The 16,982-nt window shown below is 68.6% G+C and carries 23 protein-coding genes and 1 riboswitch; of the genes, 4 read left to right on the forward strand and 19 right to left on the reverse strand.

Annotation, left to right across the window (positions count from 1 at the left end):
- Window positions 1-17: 17 nt before the first annotated feature.
- Window positions 18-1,181 carry a 30S ribosomal protein S2 gene (gene rpsB / locus ACHAA3_RS09555; protein ID WP_435708764.1) on the reverse strand — a complete coding sequence of 388 codons (1,164 nt, stop codon included), beginning with the start codon at window positions 1,179-1,181 and terminating at the stop codon, window positions 18-20.
- A 338-nt stretch (window positions 1,182-1,519) separates the two neighbouring features.
- Here rpsB and ACHAA3_RS09560 point away from each other — a divergent pair, with 338 nt between their 5' ends.
- Window positions 1,520-2,422 carry a peptidoglycan DD-metalloendopeptidase family protein gene (locus ACHAA3_RS09560; protein WP_435708765.1) on the forward strand — a complete coding sequence of 301 codons (903 nt, stop codon included), beginning with the start codon at window positions 1,520-1,522 and terminating at the stop codon, window positions 2,420-2,422.
- A gap of 77 nt (window positions 2,423-2,499) precedes the next feature.
- On the opposite strand, the gene ACHAA3_RS09565 is transcribed toward ACHAA3_RS09560, so the two are convergent.
- Complete coding sequence (locus ACHAA3_RS09565; RefSeq protein WP_435708766.1) at window positions 2,500-2,943, reverse strand: OsmC family peroxiredoxin; 444 nt, start codon at window positions 2,941-2,943, stop codon at window positions 2,500-2,502.
- Window positions 2,944-3,042: 99 nt separating this feature from the next.
- Here ACHAA3_RS09565 and ACHAA3_RS09570 point away from each other — a divergent pair, with 99 nt between their 5' ends.
- Window positions 3,043-3,483, forward strand: coding sequence for a MarR family winged helix-turn-helix transcriptional regulator (locus ACHAA3_RS09570; RefSeq protein WP_435708767.1), 441 nt, complete (start codon window positions 3,043-3,045; stop codon window positions 3,481-3,483).
- Window positions 3,484-3,501: 18 nt separating this feature from the next.
- Here ACHAA3_RS09570 and ACHAA3_RS09575 read toward each other — a convergent pair whose 3' ends face one another.
- From ACHAA3_RS09575 to ACHAA3_RS09585, 3 genes are all read right to left on the reverse strand, one after another.
- Window positions 3,502-4,437: a tyrosine recombinase XerC gene (locus tag ACHAA3_RS09575; protein WP_435708768.1), complete on the reverse strand. Its 936-nt coding sequence runs from the start codon at window positions 4,435-4,437 to the stop codon at window positions 3,502-3,504.
- Between the two features lie 50 nt (window positions 4,438-4,487).
- The gene (locus tag ACHAA3_RS09580) at window positions 4,488-4,802 is read right to left on the reverse strand and encodes a DMT family transporter (RefSeq protein ID WP_435708769.1); all 315 of its coding nucleotides are present in this window, start codon (window positions 4,800-4,802) and stop codon (window positions 4,488-4,490) included.
- 10 nt (window positions 4,803-4,812) lie between these two features.
- Window positions 4,813-4,878, reverse strand: a riboswitch (guanidine-III (ykkC-III) riboswitch).
- Window positions 4,879-4,917: 39 nt separating this feature from the next.
- The gene (locus ACHAA3_RS09585; protein ID WP_435708770.1) at window positions 4,918-6,078 is read right to left on the reverse strand and encodes an epoxide hydrolase family protein; all 1,161 of its coding nucleotides are present in this window, start codon (window positions 6,076-6,078) and stop codon (window positions 4,918-4,920) included.
- Between the two features lie 61 nt (window positions 6,079-6,139).
- On the opposite strand from ACHAA3_RS09585, the gene ACHAA3_RS09590 reads away from it, so the two are divergent.
- The gene (locus ACHAA3_RS09590; protein WP_435708771.1) at window positions 6,140-7,153 is read left to right on the forward strand and encodes a helix-turn-helix transcriptional regulator; all 1,014 of its coding nucleotides are present in this window, start codon (window positions 6,140-6,142) and stop codon (window positions 7,151-7,153) included.
- Here ACHAA3_RS09590 and dprA read toward each other — a convergent pair.
- From dprA to ACHAA3_RS09650, 12 genes are all read right to left on the reverse strand, one after another.
- Entirely contained in the window at window positions 7,074-7,982 is a 909-nt protein-coding gene (gene dprA, locus ACHAA3_RS09595) for a DNA-processing protein DprA (RefSeq protein ID WP_435708772.1), read from the reverse strand. The genes ACHAA3_RS09590 and dprA overlap by 80 nt on opposite strands.
- A complete protein-coding gene (locus ACHAA3_RS09600; protein WP_435708773.1) occupies window positions 7,979-9,559 on the reverse strand; it encodes a YifB family Mg chelatase-like AAA ATPase in 1,581 nt (526 codons plus the stop codon). The genes dprA and ACHAA3_RS09600 overlap by 4 nt, the downstream gene beginning before the upstream one ends.
- Window positions 9,559-9,921, reverse strand: a complete 363-nt coding sequence (locus ACHAA3_RS09605) for a YraN family protein (protein WP_435708774.1) — start codon at window positions 9,919-9,921, stop codon at window positions 9,559-9,561. The genes ACHAA3_RS09600 and ACHAA3_RS09605 overlap by 1 nt, the downstream gene beginning before the upstream one ends.
- A 109-nt stretch (window positions 9,922-10,030) precedes the next feature.
- Entirely contained in the window at window positions 10,031-10,345 is a 315-nt protein-coding gene (locus ACHAA3_RS09610; protein ID WP_435708775.1) for a DUF2469 domain-containing protein, read from the reverse strand.
- Window positions 10,342-10,989, reverse strand: coding sequence for a ribonuclease HII (locus tag ACHAA3_RS09615; protein WP_435708776.1), 648 nt, complete (start codon window positions 10,987-10,989; stop codon window positions 10,342-10,344). Before ACHAA3_RS09615 ends, ACHAA3_RS09610 begins: the two co-directional genes overlap by 4 nt.
- Before the next feature lie 65 nt (window positions 10,990-11,054).
- Window positions 11,055-11,735: a signal peptidase I gene (gene lepB, locus ACHAA3_RS09620; protein WP_435708777.1), complete on the reverse strand. Its 681-nt coding sequence runs from the start codon at window positions 11,733-11,735 to the stop codon at window positions 11,055-11,057.
- 38 nt (window positions 11,736-11,773) lie between these two features.
- Window positions 11,774-12,124 (reverse strand): 50S ribosomal protein L19, encoded by a 351-nt coding sequence (gene rplS, locus ACHAA3_RS09625; protein ID WP_435708778.1) that lies wholly within the window; start codon window positions 12,122-12,124, stop codon window positions 11,774-11,776.
- Between the two features lie 162 nt (window positions 12,125-12,286).
- The gene (gene trmD / locus ACHAA3_RS09630) at window positions 12,287-12,979 is read right to left on the reverse strand and encodes a tRNA (guanosine(37)-N1)-methyltransferase TrmD (RefSeq protein WP_435708779.1); all 693 of its coding nucleotides are present in this window, start codon (window positions 12,977-12,979) and stop codon (window positions 12,287-12,289) included.
- 13 nt (window positions 12,980-12,992) lie between these two features.
- On the reverse strand, window positions 12,993-13,568 hold the full coding sequence (gene rimM / locus ACHAA3_RS09635) for a ribosome maturation factor RimM (protein ID WP_435708780.1): 576 nt from the start codon (window positions 13,566-13,568) through the stop codon (window positions 12,993-12,995).
- Entirely contained in the window at window positions 13,528-13,779 is a 252-nt protein-coding gene (locus ACHAA3_RS09640) for an RNA-binding protein (protein ID WP_435708781.1), read from the reverse strand. Before ACHAA3_RS09640 ends, rimM begins: the two co-directional genes overlap by 41 nt.
- 2 nt (window positions 13,780-13,781) lie before the next feature.
- Window positions 13,782-14,246: a 30S ribosomal protein S16 gene (gene rpsP, locus ACHAA3_RS09645; protein ID WP_435708782.1), complete on the reverse strand. Its 465-nt coding sequence runs from the start codon at window positions 14,244-14,246 to the stop codon at window positions 13,782-13,784.
- Between the two features lie 207 nt (window positions 14,247-14,453).
- Window positions 14,454-15,224 carry a crotonase/enoyl-CoA hydratase family protein gene (locus tag ACHAA3_RS09650; RefSeq protein ID WP_435708783.1) on the reverse strand — a complete coding sequence of 257 codons (771 nt, stop codon included), beginning with the start codon at window positions 15,222-15,224 and terminating at the stop codon, window positions 14,454-14,456.
- 56 nt (window positions 15,225-15,280) lie between these two features.
- Here ACHAA3_RS09650 and ACHAA3_RS09655 point away from each other — a divergent pair, with 56 nt between their 5' ends.
- Window positions 15,281-15,634, forward strand: a complete 354-nt coding sequence (locus ACHAA3_RS09655; RefSeq protein WP_435708784.1) for an arsenate reductase family protein — start codon at window positions 15,281-15,283, stop codon at window positions 15,632-15,634.
- A 3-nt stretch (window positions 15,635-15,637) separates the two neighbouring features.
- Here the strand turns inward: ACHAA3_RS09655 and ACHAA3_RS09660 are convergent, their stop codons facing one another.
- Together ACHAA3_RS09660 and ACHAA3_RS09665 are read right to left on the reverse strand one after the other, a co-directional pair.
- Window positions 15,638-16,354 carry an HNH endonuclease gene (locus ACHAA3_RS09660; RefSeq protein WP_435708785.1) on the reverse strand — a complete coding sequence of 239 codons (717 nt, stop codon included), beginning with the start codon at window positions 16,352-16,354 and terminating at the stop codon, window positions 15,638-15,640.
- The gene (locus ACHAA3_RS09665) at window positions 16,278-16,970 is read right to left on the reverse strand and encodes a DUF222 domain-containing protein (RefSeq protein WP_435708786.1); all 693 of its coding nucleotides are present in this window, start codon (window positions 16,968-16,970) and stop codon (window positions 16,278-16,280) included. The genes ACHAA3_RS09660 and ACHAA3_RS09665 overlap by 77 nt, the downstream gene beginning before the upstream one ends.
- Window positions 16,971-16,982 lie beyond the last annotated feature (12 nt).

Consider the following 16,982-nt stretch of genomic DNA (forward strand, 5'->3'; position numbering starts at 1 on the left):
GTGAGAGTGGGTGGGAATCAGGCGCCGGCGCGAGTGAAGCCGGCCGCCTCGGCGGACTCAGCAGTGTCGAACCAGACCTCGGCAACGGTCTGCTCGTACCACTGGCCGTCCTCGGCGTGGTACTTGCCGGAGTCGGCGTTGCCCTTGATCGGGTGACCCTTGGGAGCGTTGCCGCTCTTGAGGGGAGCCTTGGAGCCGGGACCGAACGGCGCGGTGGCCGTGGCGCCCTCGGGAGGCGTGGTGCCGGCGCCCGAGGTGGTGGCCGGCGAAGCCGCGGCGTCCGCAGCCGGGGCTGCATCGACCGGCTCGGCGGCAGGTGCGTCGGCCAGGGTGGCCGGCGCGGCCTCGGGGGTCGCGGAGGGAGCAGGAGCGGCAGCCGCGGCAGCCTTGTCCTCGGCGTCCTTCTTCTCCAGCAGCTCGCGCTCCCAGTCCGCCATGGGCTCGTCGGCGCCGAGCTCGGTGCCGGCGTCCTCCTCGCCGGTCTTGCTGCCACCGCGGGCGATGAGGCCCTCGGCGACGGCGTCGGCGATGACGCGGGTCAGCAGGCCGACCGAGCGGATGGCGTCGTCGTTGCCCGGGATCGGGTAGTCGACGTCATCGGGATCACAGTTGGTGTCGAGGATCGCGACGATCGGGATGCCGAGCTTGCGCGCCTCGTCGACGGCGAGGTGCTCCTTCTTGGTGTCGACGATCCAGACGGCGGCCGGGGTGCGGCCCATCTCGCGGATGCCGCCCAGGGTGCGCGTGAGCTTCGCGTGCTCGCGGCGCATCTGCAGCAGCTCCTTCTTGGTGCGGTTGGAGCCGGCGACGTCGTCGAAGTCGACCTCGTCGAGCTCCTTCATGCGCTGCAGGCGCTGGTGCATCGTCTGGAAGTTGGTGAGCATTCCGCCGAGCCAGCGCTGGTTGACGAACGGCATGCCGACGCGGTTGGCCTGCTCCTCGATGGGCTCCTGCGCCTGACGCTTGGTGCCGACGAACAGGACGGTGCCTCCGCGGGCGACGGTGCTCTTGACGAACTCGTAGCCTGCATCGATGTAGGCCAGCGACTGCTGGAGGTCGATGATGTAGATGCTGTTGCGCTCGGTGAGGATGAAACGCTTCATCTTCGGGTTCCAACGACGGGTCTGGTGCCCGAAGTGAACGCCGCTCTCGAGCAGCTGGCGCATGGTGACGACTGCCATGGTCGTATCTCCTTGTGGCACGACGAGTGCCGGTTCCTGGTTGATCCGCCGGCGGATTGCCGGTGGCCTGGCGCCCGGCTCCGTGACCCACCCTCACCGAATCGGTGCGGGACCAGGACCACGGCCGTCTTTCAGCTCTCGCGTCAAGACGGGAACGGGCGCGCGAATTTCACCTCCGAAGAGGTGATGACACCACTGTAGTGCAGACCTGCCATCGCACTGAAATCCCGTCGCCCTGAATCGCGGCACCGTCCACAGGCCGGTGGCCTGCGCAGCTGTTTGCACAGGGATGTCAGCAGCCCTGGTGACACTCGCTCCCGAGCCGTTGGCTGGAGCGCATGCGACTGATCCGACTGCTGCTGACCACACTGACCGCCTCGGCGTGCATCTGCGCCGTCACCGCCGTTGCAGCCCACGCTGATGAGCCGTGGAGCTGGCCCGTGGGGCGCGACGGACTGGGTCGCGCCTTCGAGAAGCCAGATTCCGAGTACGGGGCGGGTCACCGGGGTCTCGACATCGCCGCACCGGCCGGCACCGCGGTGCGGGCCGTGGCACCGGGCACGGTGACATTCGTCGGGAGGGTCGGCACGGTCGACGTCATCACGGTCCTGCACGGCGCAGAGCGCTCGACCTATCAGCCCGTGCTCGCCGGCGTCCGCCAGGGGGACGCCGTCGAGCGCGGCGAGGTGCTGGGCACGCTGCTGCCGGGACCGAGCCACTGCGCCGGACCGTGTCTGCACCTGGGACGAGTGGGCCAGGCGGACCGCGACTATCGCGATCCACTCGAGCTGCTGGGAGGTGGGCGGTTCCGTCTCATCTCACCGGACGGTCCGCCTCCCACTCCCCCCGCTGGCGCCGGTGGCGCGCTGCTGGACCCGTTGAACGGACCCGTCTCATCGCCGTTCGGCATGCGCGTCCATCCAGTGACGGGAGTGCGCAAGCTGCACGACGGCACCGACTTCGCCGCCCCGTGCGGCACTCCGGTACGGGCAGCGAGCTCCGGCGTGGTGGAGGCCACGCCCACCGACGCCGGTTACGGTCAGCGTGTCCTGCTCGATCACTCGGACGGACTCACGAGTGGCTACGCGCACCTGTCCTCGCGATCGGTCACGGTCGGCGAGAAGGTCGACGCCGGACAGGTGGTGGGCCGGGTCGGCAGCACCGGGATGTCCACGGGGTGCCACCTGCACTTCATGGTCCTCGACCACGGCGCGCCCACGAATCCGTCGCCCTACCTGTAGAGACAAGATCGCTACCCACCGAACCGCCTCCACGCGGAGGACAGTTCAGTGGGTAGCGATCTCGGTGATGCCGTGGGTCAGCTGACGAGCTCGGTCTCCAGCGTGATCTCCACGCCAGTGAGCGCCTTGCTGACCGGGCAGCCGGCCTTGGCCTTCTGCGCTGCCTGCTCAAAACCGTCCGCATCGAGGCCGGAGACCTCGCCGCTGACCTTGAGGGTGATGCCGGTGAGCTTGAACCCGCCGTCGGCCGAGTCCGGGCCGAGCGAGACGTCGGCCGTGACCTCGAGCGAATCGGGGGTTCCGCCGGCCTCGGCGACGAACGCCGACAGCTGCATCGCGAAGCAGGCCGAGTGGGCCGCGGCGATGAGCTCTTCGGGGCTGGTGGTGCCCTCGGCCTCTTCTGCGGCGCGCTTGGGGAACGAGACGTCGAACGTGGCGGCCTTCGAGCTGCTCAGCTCGACCTGTCCGGATCCGGCCTCGAGGGTGCCGTTCCATGCAGTGCGTGACGTACGTGTGGGCATATCTGCTCCTCAGTCGATGGATGATGCACCTTTATCTTGTGCACAAGATAAACGTACACGCGATACAGTGATCGCACCACACCACTTCGAGGAGGCCACGTGTCCCCCGCCGCCGCACGCGCTGCATCGATCGACGATCTCCTCTGCTTCGACCTCTACGCGGCCTCGCGCGCCATCACGGCCTGCTACCGACCTGTGCTCTCCGAGCTGGGCCTGACGTATCCGCAGTACCTGGTGGTCCGGCTGCTGTCCGAGGGCCCCCCGCGACCTGTCTCAGATCTCGCGAGTGATCTTCACCTCGACCACGGCACGATGACTCCCCTGCTGCGCCGGCTGGAGTCCGCGGGCCTGATCACCCGGACCCGCAGCGCTCGCGACGAGCGCGTGGTCGAGATCGAGCTGACCGCTCAGGGGCGAGCCCTGCAGGCTCGTTTCACCGCCATCGACTGCCATCTGCGCGACGCCATGGGCCTCGAGGAGACCGAGGCTCGCAACCTGCAGATCCAGCTGCGCTCCCTCACCGAGCACCTCACCTGCTGAGCAGCTCCGAGAGGGAGGCTAGGCCCGGGGGTGGGCCAGGCGGTAGGCGCTGCGGAGGCGTTCGGTGCTGACGTGCGTGTAGATCTGGGTGGTGCCCAGCGAGGCGTGACCGAGGATCTCCTGGACCGATCGCAGGTCGGCGCCGCCCTCGAGGAGGTGCGTGGCAGCGGTGTGCCGCAGGCCGTGCGGCCCCAGGTCAGGGGCACCCTCGACTGCGGCGATCCGCTCGTGCACCACGCGTCGTACGGCACGCTGATCGATGCGCGCGCCCCGCATGCCCAGGAAGAGTGCAGCACCACTGCTCTCGACGACCAGCTCGGGGCGGCCACCTTCGACCCACCCGTCCACGGCGTCGGCCGCCGGCGCTCCGAACGGAACCATGCGTTCCTTGCGGCCCTTGCCGAACACCCGCACCACGCGGCGAGCACGGTCCACGTCGTCGATGTCGACGCCGACGAGCTCGCCGACCCGAATGCCGGTGGCGTACAGCAGCTCGAGGATCGCCAGGTCCCGAAGGCCTGCCACACCGTCGTCGACGACAGCGGCGGTGGTGGCGTCGAGCAGGGCTCGCACCTCGGCCAGGGACAGTGCCTCAGGGAGCTCACGATGTGCCTTCGGACTGGCCAGCAACGCACCAGCATCCGAACTGGCTCGGCCCGTGCGCACCAGCCAGCCGGTGAACACACGAGCGGCGGTCGCGCGTCGGGCCATCGTGGTGCGGGCTCGCCCCAGCGTCTGCAGGGTCGCCAGCCAGCTGCGGAGCGATCGGATCGTGACATGGGTCGGGTCGTCGATGCCCTGGCGCATCGAGTGCTCCGCGAGGCTGCTGAGGTCAACGAGATACGCACGCACCGAATGGGCCGACAGGTCCCGCTCCGCGACCAGATGATGTTCGTAGTCACCCAGCACTCGTGCCCACGGCTCACTGAGGACTGCGCCTCCTGCCTCACCCATGCCGTCATTATGCGGGGCGTCGACCTGCAGATCGGTCACCATGCCGGTGCTCAGTCGATCACCTTGAGACCCACCACGCAGACCACGATGCCGGCGAGCAGCAGCACCTTCACCAACGAGGCGGGCTCGGTGCCCGTGATCATGGCGTAGGCGACGGTGAGCGAAGCGCCGATGCCCACCCACACGGCGTACGCCGTGCCGACGGGGAGCTCGCGCATCGCGTAGGCGAGTCCCGCCATGCTGGCCGCCAGCGCGACGAAGAAGGTCAGCGATGCTCCAAGGCGCGTGAAACCTTCTGAGCGCCCGAGCGCTGTGGCCCAGACTGCCTCGAGCACACCGGATGCGATGAGAATCAACCACGACATGACGACTCCTCAGGGGCCGTCTTGTCGCACACCGGGTACGGCACCCACTCGTCCGGGAGCTCCTCAGGAACTCTCCGACGATTCTCTCACAATTCAGGCCGCTGGCCCGCGACCGTCAGGAGCGCAGCGCCCGGGTGAACTCCCGGAGGTCGTCGACCAGCAACTGCGGCTCCTCCAGGGCAGCGAAGTGGCCACCCCGGTCCTCCACATCGGTCCACCGGACGATCGAGCTCGACCGCTCCGCCAGGTGTCGCAGGCCGATGTCGTGGGCGAACTGGATCGCGGCAGTCGGGACGCCCGACGACTCCGAGACCGAACCCCAACCGCCCGCCTGGGCATAGCCGACGTAGGCGGCTGACCCTGCGGACGCGGTGAGCCAGTACAGGGAGATGTTCTCGAGCACGAACTGCTCACCCAGGACGTCCACCGCCGAGCGGGTCGATGGATGGCTCCAGGCCTCCAGCTTGTCGAGGATCCAGGCCAGCTGGCCCACGGGGCTGTCGGCAGCCATCGTCCCGATCAGCCCGGGCCGGGTCGACTGGATGGCGATGTAGCCGAACTCCTCGCGCATGAACTCCCCGACACGACGCATCCGATCCTGCTCGAGCGTCGTGAGCCCGGCCATCGTGCCCTCGTCCATCTCGTCCGCGAAGTCGCCGAGCGCTCCGTTGACGTGCACCCCGATGACGCGCTCCGGGGCCAACCGGCCGACCTCGGGCGCGACGCCGGCGCCGATGTCACCTCCCTGCACCATGAACCGCTCGTGACCCAGACGTGACATCAGCTCGAGCCACGTCATCGCGATCCGTGAGGTGGTCCATCCCTCGTCGCGTAGCGGCGTGGAGAACCCGAATCCCGGGATCGACGGGATCACGACGTCGAATGCGTCGGAGGCGTCCCCGCCGTGGGACTCGGGGTCGGTGAGCGGACCGATCAGACCCTCAAACTCTAGGAACGAGCCCGGCCAGCCATGCGTCAGCAGGACGGGGACCGCACCCTCGACCGTCGATCGCACGTGGATGACGTGGATGTCCTGCCCATCGATGCAGGTCGTGAACTGCGGCAGGGCGTTCAGGCGATCCTCCGTGCCACGCCAGTCGTGGCGTGACCAACGACCGACCAGGTCGCGCAGGACGTCGTTCGGGACCCCGGTCGACCAGTCGTCGCCCGGCAGTGCCGCGGGTAGGCGAGAGGCTCGGAGGCGCGCCCTCAGATCGTCGAGATCGGGCTGCGGGATATCGATGCGGAAGGCCATGACGGCGTCTGTGTGGGTCATGTTCTGATCCTCGATCCAATTGCGGCCACCATATGACCGTGATCGACGAAATGATGAGTCCATGACGCGAACCACCGGACGGGTCCTGATGCTGCTCGGAATCCTGCAGTCGCGGCGGGAGTGGACCGGAGCCGAGCTGCGTCTCCGGCTCGAGGTGAGCGATCGCACCCTGCGTCGCGACATCGAGGATCTCCGAGATCTGGGCTACGGGATCGTCGCCCGCCCGGGCGTCGGCGGTCACTACAGACTCGGGCCCGGCGCCTCACTGCCGCCACTCAGCCTGGCCGCGGACGAGGCGGTGGCGATCGCGATCGGGCTTCGGGCGGCTGCTGCGTGGAGCGTCGCGGACGTCCAGGATGCAGCCGCCCGCGCGCTCGGGAAGCTCGAGCGATCACTGTCATCGGCCACCCGACGCCTCATCACCGACGTGGAACAGGCGCTCGTGCCCCTGGGCGGGGCACGCCAGGACGTCTTGGTCGACGTCCTGGTCGGCGTCGCGCAAGCCGTCAGCGATCACCATCAGCTCCGGGTCGACTACATCCGGCACGACGGAGAGCGATCACAGCGCACGATCGAGCCCCATCGGGTCGTCCACACGGCTGATCGGTGGTACCTCGTGGCCTGGGACGTGCAGCGGACGTCATGGCGGACGCTGCGACTGGACCGGGTTCGCCAGGCAGCACCCCTGCCCACCACCTTCGTGCCGCGCACCATCCCCGACGATCAGATCCGCGACTTCACCACCCGGAGCATCACCACGGATCCGTATCCGTGCAGAGCCCGCCTGCTCATGCAGGCTCCCGCCGATGAGGTGGCCCGCCACTTCGGTCCAACGGTCGTGGCCCTCACCGACACCGGAGACGGGACCTGCATCCTCACCACGGGTGCGCGCTCGCCCCACGAGATCGCGATGTACGTCGGCACCAGCACCATCGAGTTCACTGTGCTGTCGGGTGAGGAGGTGCGCGACGCCCTGGTCGACCTGGCGCAACGCTTCACCCGGGCATCGCAGGGACTCCCCGCCCGACCGGGCCGAGACCGGCCAGCTCCTCGGCCACGTCCTGGCCCGACGTGACCAGGATGGCCTTGCCGCCGCGAACAGCAGCGTGAGTCCCGCTGGAACGCGGCGACGTCACCGGACCGGGCAGCGCCATGGTGATGCGACCGAGCAGATCGGCCCAGTGCATCGTGTTGAGCGATCCACTGCGCAGAGCCGCCTCGACGACGACCGTGCCGCGCGACAGGGCCGCGATGATCCGGTTGCGGGACAAGAACCGGTGCTTGAGCGGGCTCGCTCCCGGCAGCTGCTCGCTGATCACGAGGCCCCCTTCGGCCACGATGCGCTCGAGCATCGTGGTGTGCGCCCGCGGATAGGCCGCATCGGCTCCGCAGGCCAGCACGGCGATGGTCGGACGACCCATCACGAGTGCACCACGGTGCGCGCACGCATCGATGCCGTAGGCGGCACCGCTGATGATGGTGAATCCCATCGACGCGAGATCGGCAGCAACCTCTCCGGCGATCTCGGCACCGTACGTGCTGCACGATCGTGCCCCGACGACGGCGACCGACAGGTCGGCCAGCTCGTCGAGTCGGGCCTCGCCCCGCACCCACAGGCCGAGCGGCGAGCCAGCGGTGCCCTGCAGCGGCTCCAGGTGGTGGAGGTCTTCGAGCTGGGCGGGCCACTGCTGATCCGACGGCGTCACCCAGCGCAGACCGTGGACGCTCGCCTGATCGAGCACGTGCCCCAGGTGGTGTTCGAGCTCGCGGGTCGTGGTCTGTCCGTCCAACAGCTCACGCAGGACCGCCGGCGGCTCCAGATCCGACCGAAGGTCACGCACCCGTGGATCTCCCGGCTCGGCCAGGATGCTGATCGCGAGCCGCGCCCTCGCCTCGGCGTTCACGAGGCCTGCACCACGTCTCGCACGGACCCGCCCAACGCAGTTCCGCGACGCAGAGCCAGAGCGGATTCGACGTCCTCGACCGTCGGGACGTGGTGGCCGTTGAGGTCTGCTGCGGTCCAGGCGAGCCGGAGCACGCGGTCGGCCGAGCGCGGATTCAGCGCATGTCCACGCAGCTGCCCGTCGATGAGATCACGTCCGGCCGGTAGCACCGGCCACCGCCGTCGAAGGTCGGCCCCCGGGACGTCGGCGTTGACGGTCCACGGAGAGTCGGCCAGCCGGACTGCCTGTCGCTGGCGGGCCACGTCCACGGCCTCGCGCAGCTCGGCGGTACCGCGTCCCGTGCCGAGCGCTGCGGCGAGCTCGGGGCGGGCCGGGGCGGTGAGGACCCGATGGATGTCGATGCGGTCACGGATCGGACCCGACAGCCGGTCGACGTAGCGCCGACGCATCAGCGGCGAGCACCTGCACTGCTCCCCCGCTGCGCCGTCGAGCCCGCACGGGCACGGATTGGCAGCGAGCACGAGCTGGAACCTGGCCGGATAGGCGGCCGTCTGCGCCGCCCGGGACACCACGATGCGCCCACTCTCCAAGGGTTGACGCAGGGCTTCGATCACGTTGCTGGCGAACTCGGGGGCCTCGTCCATGAACAACACCCCGCGGTGCGCCAGGCTCAGCGCACCGGGCTTGATCACCCGGCTGCCGCCGCCCACGATCGAGACGGCGCTGGCGGTGTGGTGCGGGTCGAGGAAGGGGGGCCGGCGCAGCAGCGGCGCATCGCTGGGCAGCACTCCCGCCACCGAGTGCACTGCACTGACCTCCAGCGACTGCTCGTGGGAGAGGTCGGGCAGGAGCGCCGGCAGGCGCTGCGCGAGCATCGTCTTGCCCACCCCGGGTGGACCCGTCATCAGCAGATGATGACCACCCGCGGCCGCCATCACGACCGCCAGCCGCGCGTCCTCCTGACCCGCGACGTCGAGCAGGTCCAAGTCGGCCAGCCGGTCGGCCGCGGTCCACGACGCGCCGTTCACGTCGTCAAGAGGCGGTACGGGCGGGTCGTCCGGTTCTTCGGTGCCGGTCAGCAGCGCCACGGTCTGGCGCAGCGACCGCACGCCCACCACCGAGATCGAGCCGACCAGCTCGGCCTCGGCCACGTTGACCTCGGGCACGAACACCCGGTCGAACCCCGCTTCGGCCGCAGCGAGCGTGGCCGGCAGCACCCCGCGTATCGCTCGAAGGCGACCGTCGAGGGCCAGCTCGCCCAGGAAGACGGCACCGCGCAGGCTCGACGACGGAACCACGTCCTGCGCCGCCAGCACGGCCATGGCGATCGCGAGGTCGTAGTGGGAGCCGGACTTGGGCAGCGTGCTGGGAGCCAGGTTGATCGTGACGCGCTGGTCTGGCCACGTGCGACCCGAGTTGGTGATCGCCGACCGACAACGATCCCGCGCCTCGCTGACCATCACGTCGGCCAGCCCCACGATGACGGTACGCGGCAGTCCACCGGAGATGTCGGCCTCGACCTCGATGGATCGGCCGGCCAGACCGTCGAGGGTCACCGAGTGCGTGGCGCCCGACATCAGGCCACCCCCGCGATGCGCTCGACCCGCGGAGCCCCGGCAGGCGGGACCACCACCGACACGACGTCGATGCGCACAGCCGGCGGATGCACGTCGTGCGCCTCGAGCCAGGCAGACGCCAGGCGACGCAGTCGCGCGGCCTTGTGACCCGTGACGGCCTCGAACGGACCGCCGTATCGCGTCGACGTGCGGGTCTTGACCTCGCAGATGACCAGGGTCGATCCGTCGCGGGCGACGATGTCGATCTCGCCGAACCGACAGGTCCACTGCTGGGCGAGCACCACCATGCCCAGCGAACGCAGATGGTCCGCGGCGAGCCTCTCGCCGTAGTTGCCGATCGACTTGTTGCGTGCGTACGTCATGCCAGCAGCCTCGCGACACGAGGCGACAACCACCACGCACCACCGGGGCGCTGTGGACAGTCACGACCGGGTCCGCAGCCTGTGGACAGGGCTCCGTGACGCGCGCCGTTCAGTCGCCGGTGGGCGGCTTCACGTCGGAGTCCTGCAGCTCCTCGACGTTGACGTCCTTGAAGGTCAGGACCTTGACGCTCTTGGCGAACCGGGCGGGCCGATAGATGTCCCAGACCCAGGCATCGGTCATCGACACCTCGAAGTAGGCGTCGCCGGTCTCCGAGCGCACCTTCACGTCGACCGCATTGCACAGGTAGAAGCGTCGGTCGGTCTCGACGACGTACTTGAAGATGCTGATGACATCGCGGTACTCGCGGTACAGCGCGAGCTCCAGGTCGGACTCGTACTTCTCCAGATCTTCTGCGCTGCTCATGCTCGTGCCTCCATGGACGCCTTGACGTTGACGTACTGCGTGCGGTGCTGGGCACACGGACCGTGCTCGCGCAACGCCGCCTGGTGCACCGGCGTGCTGTAGCCCTTGTGCGTGGCGAAATCGTATGCCGGGAACTGCTCGTGCAGCTGCACCAACAGGCGGTCGCGTGTCACCTTGGCCACGACCGACGCCGCCGCGATGGACGCCGACACACGATCGCCCTTCCAGACCGCCAGCCCGGGGACACCCAGACCGTCGACCGGGAATCCGTCGGTCAACACGTAGCCGGGCCGGATCGTCAGCCGCCACAGGGCGCGGCGCAGTGCCGCGATGTTGGCCTGGTGCAGACCCATGGCGTCGCACTCGGCAGCCGAGACGATGATCACCGAGACGTCGACTGCGCGCTCCATGACCAGGTCGAAGCAGGCATCGCGGCGCTTGGAAGTCAGCAGCTTGGAGTCAGCCAGGCCCGGGATGGGCCGATCGAGCACCACGGCTGCAGCCACCAAGGGACCCGCACAGGCGCCACGACCTGCTTCGTCCACCCCGGCGACCGGCGTCAGACCTTGGCGGGCCAGCGCACGCTCGTAGCCGTACAGTCCCGCATTGCGTCGCACGGTGGAGCCGCGGGCCAGACGGGTCATACCCACCTCTGGTGGCAGATCATGGAGTCCTCTGGTGGCAGATCATGGAGTCCTCTGGTGGCAGATCATGGGGTGCGAACGTCGTCGAAGGCGTCCGTGCCTCCGAGGAAACCGGCGCGACCCAACGGCCACACCCGCACCCAGGTCTTGCCGACCACGGAGTCCTCGTCGATGAAGCCTCCGCCGGGATCGCCCAGATGGGCACGCGAGTCGGCCGAGTTGTTGCGGTTGTCGCCCATGACCCACAAGAAGCCGTCGGGGACCTTCTGCTCGAACGGCTGATCACGGTTGACGGTCTCGTCGAGCAGGTACGGCTCGCTCAGCGCCGTTCCATTGACCGTGAGCTTGCCGGCCGCGTCGCAGCACTGGACCGTGTCGCCGCCCACGCCCACGACCCGCTTGATGAGGTGACCGCCGGTGGGAAACAGTCCGACGGCCTCGAGCCCGCGCTGCACGACGGTGTCGGCCCGCGGTGTCTCTGAGGCGTCGAGCCATCCCCCGGGATCGTCGAAGACCACGATGTCGCCGCGATCGACGTCGCCCAACCAGTAGGAGACCTTCTGGACGAGGATCTTGTCGTCGGGCCTGAGCGTCGGTTCCATCGATTCGGACGGAATGTAGAACGCCTGCAGGAAGAAGGTCTTGACCACCACGGCCATGATGACGGCCGTCACGATCAGCAGGATCGATTCCTGCCAGATGGGAAGCTGCCGCTTCTGTGAGGCTGCCGCCCGATGATCAGTCACACGCTCGAGCCTAGCCGGTCGCTGAGCAACCGACGGGATCAGGCGTCGCGCTTCTCCTTGATCTTCGCGGCCTTGCCCCGCAGGTTGCGCAGGTAGTAGAGCTTGGCGCGACGCACGTCGCCCCGGGTGACGACGTCGATCTTGTCGATCACGGGGGTGTGCAGCGGGAAGGTGCGCTCGACGCCGACGCCGAAGCTGACCTTGCGCACGGTGAACGTGCGACCCACGCCGGAGCCCTGGATCTTGATGCAGACGCCCTTGAAGACCTGCACGCGCGAGCGAGCACCCTCGATGACCTTGACGTGCACGTCGAGCGTGTCGCCGGCGCGGAACGCGGGGATGTCAGTGCGCAACGACTGTGCGGCAACCTGATCGATGATGTTGGTCATGAGTGTTCTCCTCGCTGGTGCCTGCAGGTCACCGACGGATGTGGGGGTGATTCGAGAATGTCGGCGCGAAGCGACATCTCCCCTGCGGCAGGGACGTCGGCGCCAAGGAGCAAGTCTGCCACAGCGTGGACCCGCAGCTGAAATCCGGGCCGGATCAGGTGGTCAGTGCGACGTGTCGTCCCCGGCGGGTTGCACGCGCTGCTGGGTGCGCAGCTGAGCCTGCTCGAGGCGCCAGGCAGCGATCGCAGCATGATGACCCGACAGCAGGACCTCGGGCACCTCACGTCCGCGCCAGGCGGCGGGCTTGGTGTACACCGGGTACTCCAGCAGGCCGTCCTCGCCGTGCGACTCCTCGACCAGCGAGGCGGGATTGCCCATGAACCCCGGCAACAGGCGCACGATCGACTCGATGATCGCCAGAGCCGCGACCTCTCCGCCGTTCAGCACGAAGTCGCCCAGCGAGATCTCCTCGACCCGGTGATGCTCTCCAGCGTGGTCGACCACGCGCTGATCGATGCCCTCGTACCGTCCGCAGGCGAACAGCAGATGAGGCTCTGCGGCCAGACGCTCGGCATCGCGCTGGGTGAAGGTGGCGCCCGACGGGGTGGGCACGACCACGAGGGTTGCGGGGGCGGCGAGGGCGTCGAGTGCCTCACCCCACGGCTCAGGCTTCATGACCATGCCCGCGCCGCCGCCGTACGGAGTGTCGTCGACGCGGCGGTGCTTGTCACGGGTGAAGTCACGCAGATCGTGCACGGCGACGTCGATCAGGCCAGCGTCGCGAGCCTTGCCCGGAAGAGACAGCGCCAGCGCGTCGAGGTACGACGGGAAGATCGAGACGACGTCGATCTTCATGACGTGGTCGGCCTCATGAGTCGGCGACCTCGGCCTGCTGCGGATCGAGCAGACCCGGAAGGTCGGCCACGGTGACGAATCCGGCCGCGACGTCGACGTCGGGCACCAGATCGGTGACGAAGGGAATCAGCACCTCGCGGCCGTCGACGTCGACGGCCAAGGTGTCCTGATCGGGCAGGTGAAGTACTGCCGCGACGATGCCGACCACGGTGTCGCCGCGGCGGACCTCGAGCCCGACCAGCTGGTGATCGTAGAACTCCTCGGGGTCGTCGGGCAGGTCGCTGGGGTCGATCTCCGCCTCCAGCACCGTGCCGTGCAGCGCTTCGGCCGCCGTGCGATCGGTGACGTGCTCGAAGAAGACGAGCAGGCGACCCGAGTGATGTCGCGAGCTCGCCACCGTCAAGGTGCGGTCACCGCACACGACTGACGAGCCCGCGGCGAAACGCCGTTCGGGCTCGTCAGTTCGAATCTGGACACCCAGCTCACCGCGCAGGCCGTGGGCCCGGGCGATGCGGCCGATCACGACCAGCACGACCGGAGCACCACCCTCAGCGTCGGCGGTCGACGTCGACGAAGTCGATGCGCGCACCGGCTGGACCGGCGATGGCACCTGCGACCTTGCGGATGGCTGTGGCGGTACGACCCTGACGGCCGATCACCTTGCCGAGGTCGTCGGGGTTGACCCGGACCTCGAACAGCTCGCCGCCGCGGGCCTGCTTGATCCGGACATCGACGTCATCGGGATGATCCACGATGCCGCTGACCAGGTGCTCGACGACTTCGTCGATGGGAGCAGCCACGATCAGGCCTCGGCGCTGTCGTCGGCCTTCGCCTCGTCGGCCTTCGGCTCTTCAGCCTTGGGCTCGTCGGCCTTCTTGGCCTCTTCAGCCTTCGGCTCGTCGGCCTTCTTGGCCTTCTTGGTCGTTGCACCGGCCTTGGGCTCGCTGTGCAGGTCCTTCAGCGCGTCCTGGAAGACGTCTTCCTTGCTGCGCTTGGTCTCAGCAACCTTCAGCGTGGAGGTGCCACCGATGTCGCCGGTGATCTTCAGCAGAGCAGCGACGGCCTCGGTCGGCTGGGCGCCGACTCCGAGCCAGTACTTGGCGCGCTCACCGTCGACCGAGATCAACGAGGGCTCGGCCTTCGGGTTGTAGGTGCCGATCTCCTCGATCACGCGGCCGTCGCGCTTCTTGCGCGAGTCGGCCACGACGATGCGGTAGAACGGGGTGCGAATCTTGCCCATGCGCTTCAGGCGAATCTTGACTGCCACGAGTGTGGTGTCTCCTTGTGTATCAGGGGTGATCGGGTGTGATCAGTGGTGACCTGTCGGAACGCGTGGGGACACGACCGACGAAATCGATGAGCCGGTGACGTCGAGGATGAGAGGGTCCTGACGCACGCGGACGCAAAGACTGATTGTGCCAGACGGCGACGACAGGCTCCAATTCGGGCAGCCGCTCTGGCGGGGTCCTGCTCCTCAACGCGTTCCGTGTCGACCCGCTCCGTCGACGAAACGCTGCGCGCCCGCGGCGCCCTCGGAGAAGACGACCGGAACGCCGTGCGAGCCTTCCGCGCGCAGGGCGTCCGCGAGGTCGAGGTCGGCCTGGCGGTAGACCGAGGCGCGATCGGTGAGCATGCACTCCTGCGGGAAGGCGGCGATCTGCTCGGCCAGGGCGTGCGCAGCGGTGAGCGACTCCCCCACCGGCACGACACGGTTGACCAGTCCCATCTGCAGCGCCTCGTGCGCACCGACCGGTCGACCGGTCAGGATCAGGTCGAGCGCCCGTCCCTGACCCACGAGCCGCGGCAGCCGCACGGTTCCGCCGTCGATCAGGGGCACACCCCAGCGTCGGCAGAACACGCCCAGCTCGGCGTCCTCATCCATCACCCGCAGGTCCGCCAGGAGCGCGAGCTCGAGTCCCCCGGCAACGGCATGCCCGGAGATCGCCGCGATGACCGGCTTGGACAGCTGCATGCGACTGGGACCCATCGGGCCCGATCCCCTGCCGTCAGGGTCGAGCTCGTTGCGTCGGGCCGGATCGGAGACCGCTGCGAGGTCCGCGCCGGCGCAGAACGTGCCACCCGCTCCGGTGAGCACGGCGACCCGGAGCGAGTCGTCGGCCTCGAACCGCTCGAAGGCCTTGCGCAGGGCGGTCGCGGTGGGTCGGTCGACCGCGTTGCGGACCTCAGGCCGGTTGATCGTGATGGTGCAAACGTCGTCGTCGATATCGAACAGGACAGGGCTCATGGCGCGATCACTCCAGGTGGCCAGACGGTGGTGGCAGGTTCAGTAGGGTCGAGGACATGTCGGAACTCACGATCCTGCACCACACCGGTTGCTCGACCTCGCGCCACGCAGTCGCCGAGGCGGCCTCGGCCGATGTCGAGGTCGACGTGGTGCAGTACCTGAAGACGCCGCTCGATCGGGCCACGCTGATCGACCTGATGGGCAAGCTCGAGGACGAGCCGGCCGACCTGGTGCGCCAGGACAGCTTCTTCAAGGGCCTCGACCTGGATCCTGCCGACTTCGTGACCCCGGACGCGGTGGCTGACCTGTTGGTCGAGCACCCGCGATTGATGCAGCGACCCGTGCTGGTGCGCGGCGACCGCGCGATCATCGGCCGCCCGAAGGATCGGGTGGCAGGTTTCATCGCCTGAGGTTCAGCCGGTTCTCGTTCGTTCGGCTCGTCGGCGCCTGATCGCGACGTCCATCTGGTGGATGTGGATCGCTTCGCGGTGGATGTCGCGTCGCCGTCGGTACTGCTCGATCAGGGTGCGGCCGTCGCGGCTGCTGAAGTCGAATCGTCCGTCGTCGCTGGATCGGATGGTCAGCAGGTCACGGTGGACCAGGTGATGGCATCGCGAGCACAGGCCGATGAGGTTGTCGAGGTCGGTCGGGCCGCCGTTGGACCACCACACCACGTGATGCACCTGTAGGTGGGTGTTGCGGCAGCCGGGGGCGGCGCAGCGGCCGTCTTGGCGGTCGAGGACCGCGGTGCGCTGACGGGCGGTGGCGAGGCGGTGGGTGCGGCCGACGTTGAGGATCCGGTCAATCGAGAAGTCGGGCATGTGGTGGGTCAGGATCGGGGTGACGTCGGCGGCGCAGCCGATCATCGCCAACAAGGCCGGTCCGATCGGGCCGAAGGTGGCCAGATCGGCCGGGGCCATGGGCTCGGACGTGGTGCCGCGCTGGTGGTTGGCGGCGGCGTGGACGGTCTCGGCGTCGGCGCGCACTCCCAGGTGCGGACGCACCCCGTTGTCCGACGGTAGTCCCGCGTTCAGGATCTGGTCGCACAGCTGATCAATCGCATCGCCCCGGCGCTGAGCACCCGTGCGGGTGTCGTCGGCATCGACCGGTGCGGACAGCGAGTCCACCACCGTGCGGAACTTGGCGCCCACGTGCGTGGGCAGGAACCCGTTGACAAAGGAGCCACCGCATTGAGGGCGTAGCCGCGGTGGAGAAGCCCTGGGGAACCGGGTTGACCTGCAGATCGGCCTTGTCCATCCCCTTGGCCCACGCGTCGTCGAGCTCGTCGGGGAACACCGCCTCGCGCAGGGCACGCATCACCTGCATCAGCTCTCCGGGCTCGCAAGTGGTCGCGACCCGCAGCAGCACGTCCATCATTTGCTCGATCGGTGCTGCACCCACGTGCCGCAACCCGTAGCTGAACACGTTGACGTGCGCCGAGCGCATCTGACCGGCCGCAGCAGCCTCGGCGACCTGCGGCAACCGGGCCAGCGTGGCCGCCGCACGCGTCAACGTGGCCGCCTCACGCTCCCCGATCCGCAGATGCAACCGCGCCCACGATCCGATCGACGACGCACCCTCGGACTCGAACGCCCGCGACTCGGCCAACGCCGCCAGGTGGGCGACCTTGACCGCGTCGAGCGCATCCTGCGCTCTCTGGATGGTCCGCAACGCATCGGCATCAGGCCCGCGCCCGACAAGACCCGCCGCTTCGCGCAGCGCCTCGATGGTGGGGGTCGGTTCCATGTGATCACTATA

Source organism: Aeromicrobium sp. CF3.5 (assembly GCF_051262695.1).
Classification (GTDB): domain Bacteria; phylum Actinomycetota; class Actinomycetes; order Propionibacteriales; family Nocardioidaceae; genus Aeromicrobium.

Excerpts from the sequence above, each read along its gene's own strand:
- rpsB (WP_435708764.1), bottom strand. The coding sequence starts at position 1,181 with ATGGCAGTCGTCACCATGCGCCAGCTGCTCGAGAGCGGCGTTCACTTC.
- ACHAA3_RS09560 (WP_435708765.1), top strand. The coding sequence starts at position 1,520 with ATGCGACTGATCCGACTGCTGCTGACCACACTGACCGCCTCGGCGTGC.
- ACHAA3_RS09565 (WP_435708766.1), bottom strand. The coding sequence starts at position 2,943 with ATGCCCACACGTACGTCACGCACTGCATGGAACGGCACCCTCGAGGCC.
- ACHAA3_RS09575 (WP_435708768.1), bottom strand. The coding sequence starts at position 4,437 with ATGGGTGAGGCAGGAGGCGCAGTCCTCAGTGAGCCGTGGGCACGAGTG.
- ACHAA3_RS09580 (WP_435708769.1), bottom strand. The coding sequence starts at position 4,802 with ATGTCGTGGTTGATTCTCATCGCATCCGGTGTGCTCGAGGCAGTCTGG.
- ACHAA3_RS09585 (WP_435708770.1), bottom strand. The coding sequence starts at position 6,078 with ATGACCCACACAGACGCCGTCATGGCCTTCCGCATCGATATCCCGCAG.
- ACHAA3_RS09590 (WP_435708771.1), top strand. The coding sequence starts at position 6,140 with ATGACGCGAACCACCGGACGGGTCCTGATGCTGCTCGGAATCCTGCAG.
- ACHAA3_RS09600 (WP_435708773.1), bottom strand. The coding sequence starts at position 9,559 with ATGTCGGGCGCCACGCACTCGGTGACCCTCGACGGTCTGGCCGGCCGA.
- ACHAA3_RS09605 (WP_435708774.1), bottom strand. The coding sequence starts at position 9,921 with ATGACGTACGCACGCAACAAGTCGATCGGCAACTACGGCGAGAGGCTC.
- ACHAA3_RS09610 (WP_435708775.1), bottom strand. The coding sequence starts at position 10,345 with ATGAGCAGCGCAGAAGATCTGGAGAAGTACGAGTCCGACCTGGAGCTC.
- ACHAA3_RS09615 (WP_435708776.1), bottom strand. The coding sequence starts at position 10,989 with ATGACCCGTCTGGCCCGCGGCTCCACCGTGCGACGCAATGCGGGACTG.
- rplS (WP_435708778.1), bottom strand. The coding sequence starts at position 12,124 with ATGACCAACATCATCGATCAGGTTGCCGCACAGTCGTTGCGCACTGAC.
- trmD (WP_435708779.1), bottom strand. The coding sequence starts at position 12,979 with ATGAAGATCGACGTCGTCTCGATCTTCCCGTCGTACCTCGACGCGCTG.
- ACHAA3_RS09650 (WP_435708783.1), bottom strand. The coding sequence starts at position 15,224 with ATGAGCCCTGTCCTGTTCGATATCGACGACGACGTTTGCACCATCACG.
- ACHAA3_RS09655 (WP_435708784.1), top strand. The coding sequence starts at position 15,281 with ATGTCGGAACTCACGATCCTGCACCACACCGGTTGCTCGACCTCGCGC.
- ACHAA3_RS09665 (WP_435708786.1), bottom strand. The coding sequence starts at position 16,970 with ATGGAACCGACCCCCACCATCGAGGCGCTGCGCGAAGCGGCGGGTCTT.